This window comes from Paractinoplanes atraurantiacus, from assembly GCF_900215205.1.
Taxonomy (GTDB): domain Bacteria; phylum Actinomycetota; class Actinomycetes; order Mycobacteriales; family Micromonosporaceae; genus Actinoplanes; species Actinoplanes atraurantiacus.
Genome location: NZ_OBDY01000032.1, coordinates 1 through 15327, shown reverse-complemented (window position 1 = coordinate 15327; position 15327 = coordinate 1). Strand labels below are relative to the sequence as shown.

Sequence of the window (15327 nt, the reverse complement as noted above, 5' to 3'; positions counted from 1 at the left end):
GGGCGCGCTGGGTGATCTGGGCGCGCTGGGTGATCTGGGCGCGCTCGAACGCGCGAAGATGCGACGACCTCGACTGACTGTCACTCCGCTTCGGTGGCAAGCGCTTTCTGGCTCTGCCATCTGCGCAGCCACGACCACGGCTGGAGGACGAGCAGGCCGATCAGGCAGGCGCCCAGGCCCAGCGCCGCGAATCCCGCCGTCTGCTTCCATCTGTGGTCGCCGGTGAGCAAGTAGATCGCGGTCAGGCTTCCGGTGTCGCGTGCCGCTATGACGTCGCCCACCTTCGCTCCGGCCGGCAGCCCTCCGGACAGTTCCATGTCCGTACGCACGTCCCTGCCGTCGTCGCTCCTGAAATCGCCGAACCAACCGCATCTTTGGCGCGGAGGCTCCCTCGCCGTGCGCCGCCCGCAGGTCAGGCACGAGCATGGTGAGGCTGCCGACGCCGATCACGGTCCCAATGATCACCCAGAACGCCGCTATGACGCGGAGTCCGGTGGGAATTCTGCTCCGCCCCGGAGACACATCCCGACGCTATCCATCGCATTCGATCCGCGGCAATGGCCGCAGGTGGTTCACCGCAGCGACGTAGCGCTTCTCACGTGCTCCGGCGGGGTTCGGCGTGGCCCGCCGCGGTCACATCCCTGGCCTCTTCGGGAAAGGGGCAGCCGACATGGGCAAGCCGGAAATCGCGCCGTACATCGCCGGGATCGTCGCCGTTGTGGCGATCGCCAAGCTGGTCATCCTCTTCCTGCAAGCGATCCAGGTCGTCTCGTAGGCGGCTCCACCCTTTTCTCCATCTCTCGGTGGTCCTTCTCCACCCGGGTTCGTCCGTAGCTTCCTTGCCATGACCAAGGACATGGACCGCCGGCCCGCCGTCCGGGCCGCGAACTATCTGATCACCGGGGACAAGCACGGCAGCCGGGCCACACGCCTCGCCGCGACGATCGCCGATCGGGTTCTGGAGAAGGAGGGTAGCAAGGTGACCGGCAAGCTCGTCGCCGCGATCGTCGCGGTTCTCGTGGTGGTGGTCCTGGCTTTCGTCGCCTACCGTCTGCTCATGGTGGAGATCATCCTCGACCTCGTGCGGGAACGCGCTTGACCATGCTGCGCCGGGCCGCGGCTCTCGTTCGCGCGGACGACCCTGAGACAGGGTGGATCGTGCGGATCGCGCTCAGTGTCCTGCTGATTTGGGCGCTTCTCGGGCAGGCGACGATTCCGCTCGCCGCCGCCTTCGCCTGCTGGCTCGTCTTCGTGGCCACCGATCACCGGTGGCCACGCCTGGCGCGGACGTCGCTGGCCCTGGCCGCTCTTCTGCCGGCCGCGGTCGTCGGCGCCGCGGGTGACGGTTCGGCGCAGCTTTTCCTCTTCTCCGCCCTGTTCATTTTCGTGATGCTGCCGAGGATTCCTCTGTGGGCGATCCTCGGCCTCACCGCCGCCGTTCTGGCCGTCATGTCGTTCAGCATCCGAAGCAGCGCCATGCTCGCCCAGGCCGCCGTGATCGTCATCGTGGTGCTTTTCAGCCTGCACCGCCGGGAGCACCGCCTTCGTACCGAGGAGCGCGCCCGGACCCACGAGGCACAGGCGCGCGCCGCCGCTTTGGACGAGCGCGCCCGCATCGCCCGCGAACTCCATGATGTTCTCGCTCATTCGCTGGGTGCTCTCGCCGTACAGCTGGAGGTCGCGGAGGCCGAGTTGACGGAGAAGCGTGACCTGACCGCCGCCGCGACCCGCGTCCGTAGGGCTCGCAAGCTGGCCCGGGACGGTTTGACGGAGGCACGGTCCGCGGTTGCGGCCCTTCGGGCCGACGTTTCTCCGCTGCCTCGGGCGCTGGCTGATCTCGCTGCGGCGCATCGCGCTGATCACGGCGTTCAGATCTCATTGTGTACGCGAGGAAGCGCGCACAACCTCAATCCGGCGGCTGAGGTCGCCCTCGTGCGGACCGCGCGCGAGGCTTTGACCAACGCCGCCAAACATGCCCCGCGCGCCGAGGTGACCGTTTCGCTGGAATACACAAATTCGGCCGTACGCCTCACCGTCGTCAACGAGTGTGGCCCGACCTCGTCAGATGGCGGTTACGGGCTCGTCGGCGCCCGGGAGCGGCTGGCCCTGGCCGGTGGCACTCTCGAGGCCGGCGCCGCCGACGGGATGTGGCAGGTCGTGGCGGAGGTCCCGAGATGACTCTGCGGGTGGTCGTGGCCGACGATCAGCAGCTCGTCCGGGAGGGTCTGACCGCCCTGCTCGATCTCATCGCCGAGGTGACGGTGGTCGGCGCCGCCGCCGACGGCGCACAGGCGCTGGCCCTGGTCGCCGAGCACGAGCCCGACGTGGTGCTGATGGACCTGCGCATGCCCGTCCTCGACGGCATCACCGCGACCGCCCGCATCCGCGACCGGCATCCCGCCGTCGCCGTGGTCGTGTTGACCACCTACGCCGACGACGACTCGATCGCGGGGGCGCTGGCCGCCGGCGCGCGCGGCTACCTGACCAAGGACGCCGGGCGCGCCGAGATCGGCATGGCGCTGCGAGCGGCCGCCACCGGGCACTCTCTGCTCGATCCGGTCGTCGCCGCCCGCATCGCACAGACCTTCTCCGGTACGCCCGTGGCACCACCGCCGCAGCTTCCGGACGGCCTGACACCGCGCGAGGCCGAGGTGCTGGGCCGGATCGCGCTGGGCCGCACGAACGCCGAGATCGCGGCCGAACTGTTCATAGCCGAGGCCACCGTGAAGACCCACATCAACAACGCCTTCGCGAAGATCGGCGCCCGGAACCGGGCCGAAGCGGCGACCTACGCGGCCCGCCGCCGGCTGCCCTAGAAACTTGTCGTACCCACCCCCTAGCTTGTCCGCCATGGCAAACGCGGCTGCGTACTCATACCTCGGCTCCTCGGTGCTCGCCCCCTCCGGGCTCGCTTTGCAGACCTCCGGCGGCCCGGCGGAGCATCCGCGCTTCTTCGCCGGTTTCCTGACCGATCCGGGCGCCGCCTCGGCGGGTCTGCTCGCGGTGGCCGAGGTCGCCCGCACCCGCTATTTCCGGCCGCTCAGCCCGGCCAGCCTCGACCCGGTGGTGACCGCCGGCAGCGACCGGCTGCGCTTCGAGTCCTTCTCCGGCTGCTGCGGCGTCTACGCCCGGCTCGATGTGCTGCCCACCGGCATCGACGGCGAGATCGTCGCCCACGGCACCACCAATGTGGACGTCAACGTGCCGTTGCAGCGCGCCCTGAGCCGGGTCGGCCGCGCCGATCCGATGCACCTGGCCGTCGGCCCCGACGATCTGACCGTGACGACGTTCGACGGCCCGGTCGTCGAGCGCAAGGTGCCGCTGCCGTCGCGCTGGCTGCGCGGTTTCGCCGAGGCCCAGGTGCTCACCGCCCGCTTCGACCCGCGGGCCGAGCTCGGCGCCGTCGAGGCCCGTGCCCTGCTCAACCGGCTTTCCGCCGGTGACCGGTCGGTGCTCTGGGCGGTGCCCGCCGGCCGTTCCCTGCGGATGACGTCGCGGCCCACACCGGGCGCGGTCTGCCTGCCCGGCGCCGGCCGCCTGGCCGCGCTCAAGCCCTTCCTGCGTCATGCCATCACGCTGCGGGTCTACGGTCCGCCGGTCACCGCCGGCAGCGGCCCGGTCGCGAGCACGTGGGAGCTGAGCACCCCGTCGCAGCGACTGTCGCTGGCCCTCTCACCCGAGCCTTATCGGGGCTTCTCCGGCGAGGGCTCGGTGCTCGAGTCACTGGCCAGTGACGAGGCCGCCGACGACGCCGACCTGGTCAGCGTGCTGCTGTCCTGGGACCCGACGATCGACGTGGACGCGCTGGCCGTCGCGGCCGGTCTGACCGCGGCTCGCGTGCGTGACGCGCTGACCCAGCTCGGCACGGCCGGTCGGGTGGGCTACGACGTCGCCGAGGCCGGCTACTTCCACCGCACGCTGCCCTATTCGGCCGACGCCGTGGCCGACATGAACCCCCGCCTGGCCGGTGCGCGGGCCCTGGTCACCGCGGGCGCGGTGACTCTCGAGGGCGAGACCGCGGTGGTTCGCAACGGCGACGAGCTTTATCACGTACGTCATGACGGCTCCTGCACATGTTGGTGGTGGGCCAGACATCGCGGCGAGCGTGGCCCGTGCAAGCACGCGCTCGCCGTCCGCCTGGTCCGCTCCGGCGTCATCGCAGACGAGGTGAAGGCATGAGCCTCGAGTGGGAAGTGGTGCGGCGCCGCGCCGAGAACGGCGACACCCTCGGGGTGACTTCGCTGCTGCTCAAGGCCACCGAGGAGGAGCGCGTGGCGTTCGCCGCCGAGGTCGAGACGCACATCAAGGCCCTGACGCCGAAAGACTGGTGGCGCCCCGCCACCGACCCGACCGGCGGCTTCGCCCTGGCCGTGCTCGGCACGATGCCCTCGGCCCCTCGCGCGGCCCGCCTGCTCCTGCGCCGCGACATCCGCGACAAGTGGCAGCAGATCCCGATCCCCCGCCTGCTCGAAATCGTCCGGGGCCGCGAGCTGTCGTGGCTCGGTGATCTGGCCACCCGCCTGGCCGTCAGGCTCTCCATGGACGACACGTGGACGGGCGGCTGGAAACTCGTCGCCACCCTGCTGGCCGAGTCGGGCGCCAACCCACCGGTGACCGAGCCGGTGGTCCGCTGCTGGCTCGACGAGATGCTCCGCAGCCCGTGGGAGCGCCCGCCGGTGCCGCCGATCGACAAGTTCCGCGCCACGCCCTATCTCGATCTGCTGCTCCCGGCCCTGTTCGAGATCGACGGCTTGGGCGCGGAGCTCAACCGCGGCACGATGGACCCCGCCACCAACTCCTGGATCGACGAGCCGGTCTTCCCCGCGGTGACCGCCCAGCTGGTCGCCGAGGGCCGCCTCGACCGCAAGGAGATCCTGGCCGCCACCATCGACCGCCTGGTTCGCGGCGGCCGCCCTTCCTCACTGCGCCCGTTCGTCATGCTTCACGAGGCGCTCGCTCCCACGCTCGACGAGTCAGCCACACACGCCGTCGACTACGCGGGCCTGCTGCCCGACGCCCCGTCCACGGTGGCCGGTCTGTCCCAGCGCGCCCTGCGCACCGTCGACGACGCCGGCCTGCTGGACCTCGAGACCCTCCTGGAGGTCAGCCGCCACACCCTTCTCCGCAAGGAAAAGGTCCTGGTCAAGTCCCAGCTGTCGTGGCTGGACAAGGCCGCACGCCGCACGCCCGCCCGATCTCCCGAGATCCTCGAGACGATCGCCGTCGCCTTCGGCCATCCCGCCCTGGACATCCAGGAGCGAGCCCTGACCCTGACCGCCCAACATCTCAAACGCTCCGCTGACCACCTCGACACAGCAGCCCTCGACCGCCTGGCCGCTTTGGCTCGAGGTCTCGGCGGCGACCTGGCCGCGCGGGCCGCCGAGCTCTTCGGCACGGAGGAGCCCACGCCGGTCCCCGGCGTCATCGAGCTGCTGCCGTCCCCGGCGGTGGCCGAGATGCCACCCCCGATCACTTCAGCGGCCGAGCTGGCCACCGAGGTGGCAGCCCTGCTGCACGAGGAGACCGCCGTCCGCTGGGAGCGCATCCTGGCCGGCCTGGTCACCCTGCATGCCGCCGGCGAGACCCCCGCCCTGGCCGCCGCGCTCACCCCGCTGCTGACCCGCCACGCCGAGCACTTCGCCGAGGACCATTGGCAGCCCCGCCCTCGCATGTCCTTCCTGGCCGCCGCGATCCGCCGCCTGGCCGACCCCACCTTCGACCAGGCCGAGAAAGGCCGCTGGCACCGCCTGATGGCCACCGTCAACGCCCCGTGGACGATCGGCAGCCCAGTCCTTTCAGAGCCGCCCGACCGCCTATTGTCCCTGCGGGTGGCCGAGCTCTACGTCCGCATCCTCCGCTCACCCGTCCCCGAGCTGCTCGCCACCCCGACCTTGGTGAACGGCAGCCTCGACGCCACGGTCCTGGCCGACCGCATCCGCCGCTTCGAGGCCGCCGGCCGAGAGCCGTGGCCCCTCGACCTGGAGCAGGCCCTCCTGCGCCTCCCCCGAGACAGCGACCCCGCGGTGGCCGCCGACCTGACCTCCCCCGCCGGCCGCAAGATGGCCGACTGGCTGACCGCCGGCGGCCTGGCCGACCCCACAAGCACCCGCATCGAACAGGCAGCCGGCCGCAAGTTCGAATGGCACGCCGGCCCAGAGCCCGACCCCGTACAACCGCCCGCGGTAGCCCGCCTGTCGGTGAATCTGACCCCCACTCGCGCCCCGCTGCTGCGCGTGGAGGACCAGCTGGTCACTCTGCGACGCCGCGAGGTGAAACACGTCTTCGCCCACGACCAGATCCTGAACGGCAGCATCCTCACCGCCACGTTGCCCCACCATCGCGAGGTCCTGGCCGCCTGGGCCCTTCCCGACCTGTCCGCCGGTGCCGACGAGGACCAGCGCGGCGCCGGCCCTCTGCTCCCACTGCTGGCCGACTGCAACGGCCCCATCGGCCCCGCCATGACCCTCGCCTTGGCCTACGGCCTGGCCGCCCGCCACGAGCCCGACCGCGTAGCCGCAGTAGACGCCTTCCTGACTTTGGCCGCCCGCCCCGACTCCGACCGCCCCACCACTTCCGAGCCACCCCCACATTCAGCCCCCACCCTCGCGACTACCGCGTCATTCGCCACCGCGGTCGGCCGAGACCTAGGTGACCTGGGCGCCCTAGGCCTGATCAAACTCAACCGGGTCGTACCCGCCTTGGCCGACGCCCACCGAGCCGGCGCCTCCACCGCCGTCTGGCAGGCCCTGGCCACAGCGCTTCCACGACTTCTCGCCCCCGCACCCCGTGGCCTGCCCGACTTGCTGGAGCTGGCAACCCAGGTAGCCACCGCAACCGGCACCCGAGCCCATCTCCCACAGTTGCCCGAAGCCGCCAAACAGAAAGGCAACTCCCGCTTCGCAAAAGAGGCCAAGCGCCTACATTCCGTACTGACCCGCTGACCACACCCCAGCCACCCAGCCCCACGCCGCCCCACCCGACCCAAACCCCGCCCCCGCCCGCCCCAAGCCTTGCGCCGCCCGACCTAAGCCCCGTGTCGCCCGACCTAAGCCCCGCGCCGCCCGCCCCAAGCCCCGCGCCGCCCCGCCCGACCAAGCCCTCGCAGCCCAGCGCAGCAGCAACTCGGCCCGGCCCGGCCCGGCCCGGCTCGGCTCGGCCCGGCTCGGCCAGGCTCGGCTCGGCCCGGCTCGGCCAGGCTCGGCCCGGCTCGGCTCGGCCCCGCCCGGCTTGGCCCCGCCCGGCTCGGTCCAGCACGATGCGGCTCGCAGAGAGCAGCGCGGCGTTGCGCGGTCCAGCACAACGCGGTCCGGCACAGCGGGGTCCAGCACAACGGGGCCCAGCACAACGGGGCCCAGCACAACGGGGCCCAGCACAACGGGGCCCAGCACAACGGGGCCCAGCACAACGGGGCCCAGCACAACGGGGCCCAGCACAACGGGGCCCAGCACAACACGGGCAACCAAGCGCAGGGCGGCCCGGTCCAGCTCAGGCCCAGTAGCCGGTGCAGCGCAGTACGACCAAACACATTCGACGGGCCGCCCCGCGTTCACGCCGGCCCACCGCCGAACATCGGACGCACCGACGACCGCTCGCGGCTGCGGCGCGGCGTTTCTCAGGGCGGGGCAGCTGCGGGAATGCCTCCGGAGCGTGACAGGGTGCTGCCGCGGCTGGGTGGCCGGGGGAACGCCAGTAGGGTCGGTCGGCATGAAGTTGCGTGAGGACGAGGTGCGGATCGCCGCACCCGACTGCGAGATCCGGTCCAAGGTGATCAGGCCTGTTGGCGAAGAGCCGCTTCCCGGAGTCGTGCTCTACACCGACATTTTCCAGCTCACCGAGTCGACGCTGCGGACCGCTCGGCGGCTCGCCTCGGCCGGGTTCGTCGTGTGCGTGCCGGAGATCTATCCGCGCGGGGAGGTCGCGGGGGTCGCCCTCGAGTTCGACGACGCCGGGAAGCAGGCAGGTCTGGCCGCGGCCGCCGAGACGACGACGGCGCAGTTCGACTCCGATCGGGTGGCGGTGCTCGACTTCCTGGAGAACCGGGACGACGTCACGACCCTCTCGGTGGTCGGGTTCTGTCTCGGCGGGCACCTGGCTTTCCGGGCCGCCTTCGACCCTCGGGTGCTGTCGACCGTCTGCTTCTACCCGACCGGCCTTCAGAACGGCTCGCTCGGCGCCGACGATCCCGGTTCGCTGGCCCGCGCCGCCGACATCCACGGCCGGCTGATGGTCATCTTCGGCTCGCAGGATCCGCACGTGCCGGCCGACGCCCGGCTCAAGGTGATCTCCGCCCTCTATGCCGCCGGCTTGGAAGACCTGGAGCTTCACGTGTACGCCGGTGGCGAGCACGCCTTCATGCGCGACATCGGCCCCCGCCACGATCCGGTCCTCACCGACCTGGCGCTCTACGAGGGAATCTCGTTCCTGACCCGCCGGTGAGGATGCTCAACACCCCGCCCCACATGCCGACAGGTGAGTGATGCGGCCCAGCCGTATCACCATCGCCAAGCCCGACCCGCCGAGGAGTTCCGCCGTGTCCCACCCGCCGCAGCACCCATGGCAGGACCCCTCGGCCGAACACCCGAACCCCGAACCCAGCCACCCCACTGCCGACCCGCTCCGCCAAGAGCCTCAGCCCTCGGACGCCTTCTGGCAGCATCCCGAAGGGTCGACCACGCAACAGCCTCAAGCCCCGGCCGAGCAGCAACCACAGATCCCAGCCGGCCAACAACCGCAGCCGCCGACTGCTCCACAGCCGCAGGCTGAGGATGCCTACTGGCAGTGGGCGCCATCCGGGTTACACCCGCAGCCGCCAGCAGCGCCGCAGCCGCAGCCGCAGCCGCAGGATCCGAACGCCTACTGGCAGCAGCCTGACGGCCCGGGCTCCCACACCCCGCCGCCGCCCGGGACCTATCAACAGCCTTCGCAGGAGGGCTACCAACAATCCGGCGCTCACCAACCTCCCGCGCCCGAGGGCTACCAACCGCCCAGCACCTACCAACCACCCGCACCGGAGGGCCTTCAACAACCCGGCACCTACCCGCCGGCTGCCGAGGGCTACCAACAACCCGGCGGCTACCCAGCGCCCACGCCGGAGGGCTTCCAACAACCTGGCGGCTACCCGGCGCCCACGCCGGAGGGCTACCCACAACCCGACACCTACCCGCCTCCGGGACTGGCCGGGGTGCCGGGGCAAGGTCCGGGCTACTACCAGCAGCCGCCGGGTCATCCCTACTACCCGGGTGCCGTTGCGCCGCCGGCTCAGGCGTCGCGGCCACTGATTGCGGGGTGGGTGGTTCTGGCCGCCGGTGTCGCGGCTGTTGTCGGGTCGCTTCTGCCCTGGGCCAGCATCAGCGCGCCTATTCTCGGGACGGTCAGTGTCTCCGGCACGGACGGGGCCGACGGGTGGATCACCCTGGTGCTCGGGCTTGTCCTGGCCGCCGGTGCCGGGCTGCGGATCCGTGGTCCCCGGCTTCCCTCCTTGGCCACGATCGTCACCAACGTCGTCGCCATCGGTAGTGCTCTGGCGCTGTTCATCATCGGTGTCTGGAAGATCGTGGATCTGCGGTCGACCGAGAACGAGTTGCGGGACTCTCTTTCGTCCGGGCCCGACGATCCGTTCGGCATCGGCGACGCTTTCAGCAATGCTGTCCAAGTGCACCTCGGCGCCGGGCTTGTGCTGATCACCGCCGCCGGTCTGGCCGGCGCGGTCGCCATGGTTCTCATGCTGCTGCGGGGCAGAGTCCGAACCTGAACCTTCCGTTCAACGGCCGTCCACCCGGTTTCTTGGCGGGCCGGGCTAGGCTCGGCGCCATGCGCCGTACCGCAGGGATCGTTGTTCTTGTCGCACTGACCACCGCTGTCGCGGCACCCGCGCAGGCCTCCGGCAAGCCCGCGGGCGACTCCAAGCGCGAGATCACCGCGATCGTGGAGACGCCAGCCCTCTTCGACGACGAGGCCGGCGGGGACGCTGACGCCGACGATCCCGCGATCTGGGTCAACCGGGCCGACCGTTCGCGCAGCCGGGTCATCGGCACCGCCAAGAACGGCGGCCTGCGGGTCTACGACCTGGCCGGCCGGGAGGTGCAGTCGATCCTGCCGCCCGAGGGTGGCCGGTTCAACAACGTCGACCTGATCAGTGGGTTCGGCCCGCAGAAGCACGACCTGGCCGTCGTGACCGACCGCGGGCGCGATCAGCTGCGGATCTACCGGATCGAGCGGCGCAGCGGGCACCTCACCGACGTCACCGCCGACAATGCTCCTTTGCTCTTCTCGCGCGACCAGGCCGAAGTCGAGACCCAGGCCACCGGGTACGGCCTCGCCACGTACGAGCGCTACGCGGTGGTCAGCCGCCGCCACAGCACCCGCCTCGGCATCTTCCGTCTGGAGGAGCAGCGCGGCGGACGCATCGGCTACCGGGTGACCGACACGCTCGACCTGCCGAAACAGTTCGCGCTCCCGAACGGCGCCACCTGGTCGCCCTGCCTCGAGCCGGGCGAGGACCCGCAGGTCGAGGGCATGGTCGTCGACGCCGAGGCCGGCGTCCTCTACGCGGCCCAGGAGGATGTCGCCCTCTGGCGCATCCCTCTCGACCGTGACCGGTTCGCCGGCATCCCGCGCGTGGTCGAGAAGGTCGCCCAGTTCGGCGCCCCCGGCACGTACGACCCGGAGACCGAGGAGTGCACGCTCGGCACGACCGAGTTCGGCGGCCGCATCGCCGCCGACGTCGAGGGCACCACCATCTATCCCACCGGCAAGAAGAGTGGTTACCTGATCGTCTCGAGCCAGGGCGACAGCAAGTTCTATGTGTACGATCGCCGCACGAACCGCCCGGTGACCAGCTTCTCGGTCGTCGACGGCAAACGCGCCGACGGCGTGCAGCACTCCGACGGCGCGGCCGCGACCGCCGAGCCGCTGCCCGGATTCCCGAACGGCCTGCTGGTGCTCCACGACGGCGAGAACACACCCGACGGCGGCCGCGTCAGCACCGACTTCAAGTACGTCGACTGGCGCGCCCTGAAGCTGCGCTAGACGCGCGGCGAGACGGGGCTAGAACTGGGGTGCCAGCAGCGGCCGGACCGCTCCTCGGGCGTGGTGGATGCGGGACTTGACCGTTCCCTCCGGCACCCCGAGGTGGGTCGCGATCTCGCGGTAGTCGAGCTGGCAGACGTCTCTCAGCACGAGCGGCGCCACCAGCTCGGGCCGTGACGACTCCAGCAGTTCCAGCGCGTCCAGCAGGTCGAGCCGCGAGCCCGCGATCACGCTCGTGGTTCGCGGGTCCGGCACGTCGACCGGCGGCAGGGCGTGTGCCTGCTCGGCGGCCCGCCTCTTCAGCGACCGGTACGTCTGACGTGCGCAGTTCGCGATGATCACGTGGAGCCAGGTCGAGAACTGTGCCCGCCCCTCGAACCGCCCGATGTTGCGCGCGACCTGCAGCAGCACGTCCTGCGCCGCCTCTTCCGCGTCCTGATAGCACGGCAGGAACCTCGCGCATCGCCGCAGGACGCTCGTCCGGATCGCCCCGAGCAGCTGTTCCAGGGCCGCCTGGTCACCGGCCGCCGCCAGGCGCGCCAGTTCCTCCTGCTGATCGTCTCGCATACCGCCCCCGTATTCGATCTTCAGCGTCCTCATCATACGGCGGCGTCCACGCCCAGCAAGATCGGTCGATACGGCTCATCCGGCCACAAAGGATGTTCGCGGCACCCGGCCGGCCAACCGACCGGGTGCCGCACTGAACCTTGGTACTCGCCGCCCCCCCGTAAAGCGGCGTCTACCTGTCGTCTGGTGTGATGCGGCCGCCGGCGCTCCCGTTCTCGTTCTCTGGTAACGAAGACATAACGCCCTGAATTCAGCGACGTACGCCGATACAGCAGACCTTCAGAATCGGCAGTACGCTGCGGCTCCCAGTCGTCGGTCGCCGTTCGTACGTCGGCCACAGTCCGGACATCGGCAGCGCTCATGGTGACTGCATGCGAGTCGCTCTGGTCACGGAGTCGTTCCTCCCCGACGTGAACGGGGTCGCGAACTCGGTGGTGCGCACGGCCGAACACCTGCTGCACCGCGGACACGACCCCCTGGTGATCGCTCCGCAGCCGCCCCCCGCGGTCCGCGATGTGCCGGTCACCGTCCCGTACCCCGTGGTGCGGATGCCTTCTCTGCCGATGCCCGGCTATCCCCAGATCCGGCTCGGTCTGCCCACACCCACCCTGACCGCGGCCCTGCGCGCCCACGGCACTCAGGTCGTCCACCTGGCCAGCCCGTTCGTGCTCGGCGCCTGGGGCATGGCCGCCGCCCGCACGCTCAAGCTGCCCACCGTCGCCGTCTACCAGACCGACGTGGCCGCGTACGCCCGCGCCTACAAGGTCGGCATGACCGAGGGCGCCGCCTGGCGCTGGATCCGCACTGTGCACAACCTCGCATCACGCACTCTGGTGCCATCGACAGAATCGGCCGCCGCACTGACCACTCACGGCGTCGAGCGGGTCCACCTCTGGCGCCGCGGCGTCGACGACGTCCTCTTCCATCCGGCCCGCCGCAGCTCCGGCCTGCGCCGCGCCCTCGCCCCGAACGGCGAGGTCGTCGTCGGCTTCGTCGGCCGCTTGGCCGTCGAGAAGCAGATCGACCTCCTTGCGGACGTGAGCCATCTCCCCGGCGTACGTCTGGTGATCGTCGGAGATGGCCCGGCCTCGCCGCAGTTGCGCAAGGCCCTCCCGGCCGCGCTTTTTCTGGGTGTACGCCGCGGCACCCAACTGGCGCGCATTTACGCCAGCTTCGACGTTTTCGCGCATACCGGCCCCTACGAGACGTTCGGCCAGGCGGTGCAGGAGGCCATGGCCAGCGGCCTGCCCGTCGTCGCGCCCAATGCCGGCGGTCCCGTCGACCTCGTCCACCACGGTCACACCGGTTACCTGGTTCCCCCTTTCCAATCTCAGGGCTTCACCGACGCTGTACGGGCATTGGCCGCCGACCCGGAGAAACGCGCCTCCTTCGGCGCCGCCGCCCGCCACGCCATCGAGGGCCGCAGCTGGTACGCCGTGGGCGAGGAGCTTCTGGCGCACTACGACGCCGCCCGCACCCTGGGGCTGTTCCACCGCAGAACCCCTGTGGCCGCCTGACAGCCGCCTCACAGCCGGGCATGAAATCTTTCTTCACACGCACAGAACCGGAAGGTCAGCCACCGAGTGAGAATTGTCCGGGTTGCCAACTTCGTCATGCCCCGCTCCGGCGGCCTCCGCACCGCTTTGCGCCATCTGGGCGCCGGCTACCGCGCCGCCGGCCACGACCCGGTCCTGATCATCCCCGGCCCTGACTTCTCCGACGAGGACACCGACCAGGGCCGCGTGATCACCCTCCCCGGCCCTCTGGTCCCCCGCATGGGCGGCTACCGCCTTTTGCTGGACCGCGCCCGTTTGAGCTCCACCCTGAAATCGTTGCGCCCCGACCGCCTCGAGGTCTCCGACCGCACCACCCTGCGCTGGCTGGGCCGCTGGGCGAAACGCCACGACGTACCGTCCATGATGGTCTCGCACGAGTCGTTGGCCGGCCTTCTGCGTCTGTTCGGCCCCGCGCCCGCCCGCCGCGTCGGCGACATGTTGAACGCGAGATCCGCCGCCGACCACGACCAGATCGTCTGCACCACAGCCTGGGCAGCCGCGGAGTTCGAACGGCTGGCCACCACTAACCTCACCCGCGTGCCCTTGGGCGTCGACCTGGAACGATTCACCCCCACCAACCACAATCCCGAGCTGCGCTCCCGTTGGTCGGCCCAGGACGACGTACTCCTCCTGCATTGCGGCCGCCTCTCCCCCGAGAAGAAGCCCCGCCGCTCCTTGGAGGCTCTGCACCATCTGCGTAAGGCAGGCGTACCCGCCGTCCTGCTGGTCGCCGGCACCGGCCCCCTACGCGCCACCCTCCAGTCGGAGGCCGCCGACCGAACCTTGCCCGTCCGCTTCCTGGGCCACATAACCAACCAACAGGAGCTCGCCTCCCTGCTGGCCACGGTGGACGCCGCCATAGCCCCCGGCCCCATCGAGACCTTCGGCCTGGCCGCCTTGGAAACCTTGGCAAGCGGCACCCCCGTGGTGGTCAGCTCCGAAAGCGCCCTACCCGAGGTAATCGGCCCACCCGGCCCCGCCGGCCTGGCCGCCCCCGGCGAGGGCCCCGCTTACGCCGAGGCCCTACTGCAGCTCCTGTCCCTCCCCGAGCCCACCCGCCGAGCCGCCGCCCGATCCCGAGCCGAACACTTCCCTTGGCAGGCTTCGGTAGACGGCTTCCTCCAGGCCCACAAGGCCGCCACCCCCAAACCAAGCCAGAACACCCCACGAAAGATCAGCGCCCCTTAGCCACAAACCCCACACCGTCTAGGACGAGGTGCCCGCCGCGCCCGGCGGAGCGGACTGCGCTCATGCCCGGACGGCGAAGGAAGAGAGAGGCCCGTTCGCTTCTGGCCCGAAACGGTCATAGGAACGGGCAGCGCTCGGCAGACCTCGGGGCCAACTCCCTCTCTGTCGCGCCAACGGACCGGACCCCCCACCGCCGCCAGACGACGGTCAACCTTCGGACGCCCGGACAGTCAAGGAAACGGCCCGCCCGAGACTCGAGGTCGAATCACCTTCGCGCTCGCCCCCTCTGAGAAATGGAGCGCCCGCCCGCCACTCAGGATGCGCCGTACCCTCACGCTCGGACCACAGAAGGACAAGCGCCCACCCGCCACACAGAACGAGCCGCGCCCTCACGCTCGAACCGCAGAAGGACAAAGCGCCCACCAGCCACACAGAACGAGCCATGCCCTCACGCTCGAACCGCAGAAGGATGAGGCGCCCGCCCGCCGCTCGGGATGGGCCGTGCCCTCACGCTCGGATCGCAGAGGGATGAGGCGCCTGGCCGTCGTTCGGGAGTGGGCCGCTCTCTCACGCTCCGACCGTCTAGACGAGGTGCCCGCCGCGCTCGAGGGAGCGGACTGCGCTCATGCCCGGACGGCGAAGGACGAGAGACGCCCCGTCAGGCCAGGGACCGGATAGATCCCTCACGCTCAGACGGTCGACGAAGCAGGATGGCCCGCCGAGGCTCAGGTTGGATCAGACAATGCCCCTAGCTGGATATCGTCCAGTTGGAGCCCAAGGCCGGAGCCACGCGCGGATGACCGTCGAAAGTGCGCCGCCAGGCCACCAGCAGTGGGGCCATGGGTCCGATGAGTTGGCGGCGCTCGTGCCCGCGGTCTGGGTTTCTATCGACCATGCAGTTAAACGTCCAGAGCCCGCCCAGCGGTAGCGACCCGCCCACCTTGGTTTGCACCCAAACTCCCCCAGCCGGCGGCGGGCCGGCCGAGCC

At 70.6% G+C, this 15327-nt stretch carries 12 protein-coding genes; 10 read left to right on the top strand and 2 right to left on the bottom strand.

Annotated features, from left to right (window positions below; translation table 11 throughout):
• Positions 1-80 precede the first annotated feature (80 nt).
• Positions 81-317, bottom strand: coding sequence for a hypothetical protein (locus tag CRP55_RS43015; protein WP_097327798.1), 237 nt, complete (start codon positions 315-317; stop codon positions 81-83).
• A 527-nt stretch (positions 318-844) separates the two neighbouring features.
• Here CRP55_RS43015 and CRP55_RS43010 point away from each other — a divergent pair.
• From CRP55_RS43010 to CRP55_RS42970, 8 genes are all read left to right on the top strand, one after another.
• Positions 845-1099 (top strand): hypothetical protein, encoded by a 255-nt coding sequence (locus tag CRP55_RS43010; RefSeq protein WP_143235331.1) that lies wholly within the window; start codon positions 845-847, stop codon positions 1097-1099.
• A 59-nt stretch (positions 1100-1158) separates the two neighbouring features.
• A complete protein-coding gene (locus CRP55_RS43005; protein WP_179855592.1) occupies positions 1159-2178 on the top strand; it encodes a sensor histidine kinase in 1020 nt (339 codons plus the stop codon).
• Positions 2175-2816, top strand: coding sequence for a response regulator transcription factor (locus CRP55_RS43000; RefSeq protein WP_097327795.1), 642 nt, complete (start codon positions 2175-2177; stop codon positions 2814-2816). The genes CRP55_RS43005 and CRP55_RS43000 overlap by 4 nt, the downstream gene beginning before the upstream one ends.
• Before the next feature lie 34 nt (positions 2817-2850).
• Complete coding sequence (locus tag CRP55_RS42995; protein WP_097327794.1) at positions 2851-4179, top strand: hypothetical protein; 1329 nt, start codon at positions 2851-2853, stop codon at positions 4177-4179.
• Positions 4176-6941: a DUF6493 family protein gene (locus CRP55_RS42990; RefSeq protein WP_097327793.1), complete on the top strand. Its 2766-nt coding sequence runs from the start codon at positions 4176-4178 to the stop codon at positions 6939-6941. The genes CRP55_RS42995 and CRP55_RS42990 overlap by 4 nt, the downstream gene beginning before the upstream one ends.
• A 763-nt stretch (positions 6942-7704) precedes the next feature.
• On the top strand, positions 7705-8436 hold the full coding sequence (locus CRP55_RS42980; RefSeq protein WP_097327791.1) for a dienelactone hydrolase family protein: 732 nt from the start codon (positions 7705-7707) through the stop codon (positions 8434-8436).
• 745 nt (positions 8437-9181) lie between these two features.
• Positions 9182-9751, top strand: coding sequence for a hypothetical protein (locus CRP55_RS42975; protein WP_143235327.1), 570 nt, complete (start codon positions 9182-9184; stop codon positions 9749-9751).
• A gap of 59 nt (positions 9752-9810) precedes the next feature.
• A complete protein-coding gene (locus tag CRP55_RS42970; RefSeq protein ID WP_097327789.1) occupies positions 9811-11028 on the top strand; it encodes a phytase in 1218 nt (405 codons plus the stop codon).
• Positions 11029-11046: 18 nt separating this feature from the next.
• On the opposite strand, the gene CRP55_RS42965 is transcribed toward CRP55_RS42970, so the two are convergent.
• The gene (locus CRP55_RS42965; protein WP_097327883.1) at positions 11047-11595 is read right to left on the bottom strand and encodes an RNA polymerase sigma factor; all 549 of its coding nucleotides are present in this window, start codon (positions 11593-11595) and stop codon (positions 11047-11049) included.
• 371 nt (positions 11596-11966) lie between these two features.
• Between CRP55_RS42965 and CRP55_RS42960 the strand changes: the two genes are divergently transcribed.
• Both CRP55_RS42960 and CRP55_RS42955 read left to right on the top strand, forming a co-directional pair.
• Positions 11967-13112 (top strand): glycosyltransferase family 4 protein, encoded by a 1146-nt coding sequence (locus tag CRP55_RS42960; protein ID WP_097327788.1) that lies wholly within the window; start codon positions 11967-11969, stop codon positions 13110-13112.
• Positions 13113-13178: 66 nt separating this feature from the next.
• Positions 13179-14339: a glycosyltransferase gene (locus CRP55_RS42955; RefSeq protein ID WP_245923731.1), complete on the top strand. Its 1161-nt coding sequence runs from the start codon at positions 13179-13181 to the stop codon at positions 14337-14339.
• The last annotated feature ends 988 nt before the right edge of the window (positions 14340-15327 follow it).

Excerpts from the sequence above, each read along its gene's own strand:
- CRP55_RS42995 (WP_097327794.1), top strand. The coding sequence starts at position 2,851 with ATGGCAAACGCGGCTGCGTACTCATACCTCGGCTCCTCGGTGCTCGCC.
- CRP55_RS42970 (WP_097327789.1), top strand. The coding sequence starts at position 9,811 with ATGCGCCGTACCGCAGGGATCGTTGTTCTTGTCGCACTGACCACCGCT.
- CRP55_RS43015 (WP_097327798.1), bottom strand. The coding sequence starts at position 317 with ATGGAACTGTCCGGAGGGCTGCCGGCCGGAGCGAAGGTGGGCGACGTC.
- CRP55_RS42960 (WP_097327788.1), top strand. The coding sequence starts at position 11,967 with ATGCGAGTCGCTCTGGTCACGGAGTCGTTCCTCCCCGACGTGAACGGG.
- CRP55_RS42980 (WP_097327791.1), top strand. The coding sequence starts at position 7,705 with ATGAAGTTGCGTGAGGACGAGGTGCGGATCGCCGCACCCGACTGCGAG.
- CRP55_RS43000 (WP_097327795.1), top strand. The coding sequence starts at position 2,175 with ATGACTCTGCGGGTGGTCGTGGCCGACGATCAGCAGCTCGTCCGGGAG.
- CRP55_RS42965 (WP_097327883.1), bottom strand. The coding sequence starts at position 11,595 with ATGCGAGACGATCAGCAGGAGGAACTGGCGCGCCTGGCGGCGGCCGGT.
- CRP55_RS43010 (WP_143235331.1), top strand. The coding sequence starts at position 845 with ATGACCAAGGACATGGACCGCCGGCCCGCCGTCCGGGCCGCGAACTAT.
- CRP55_RS42990 (WP_097327793.1), top strand. The coding sequence starts at position 4,176 with ATGAGCCTCGAGTGGGAAGTGGTGCGGCGCCGCGCCGAGAACGGCGAC.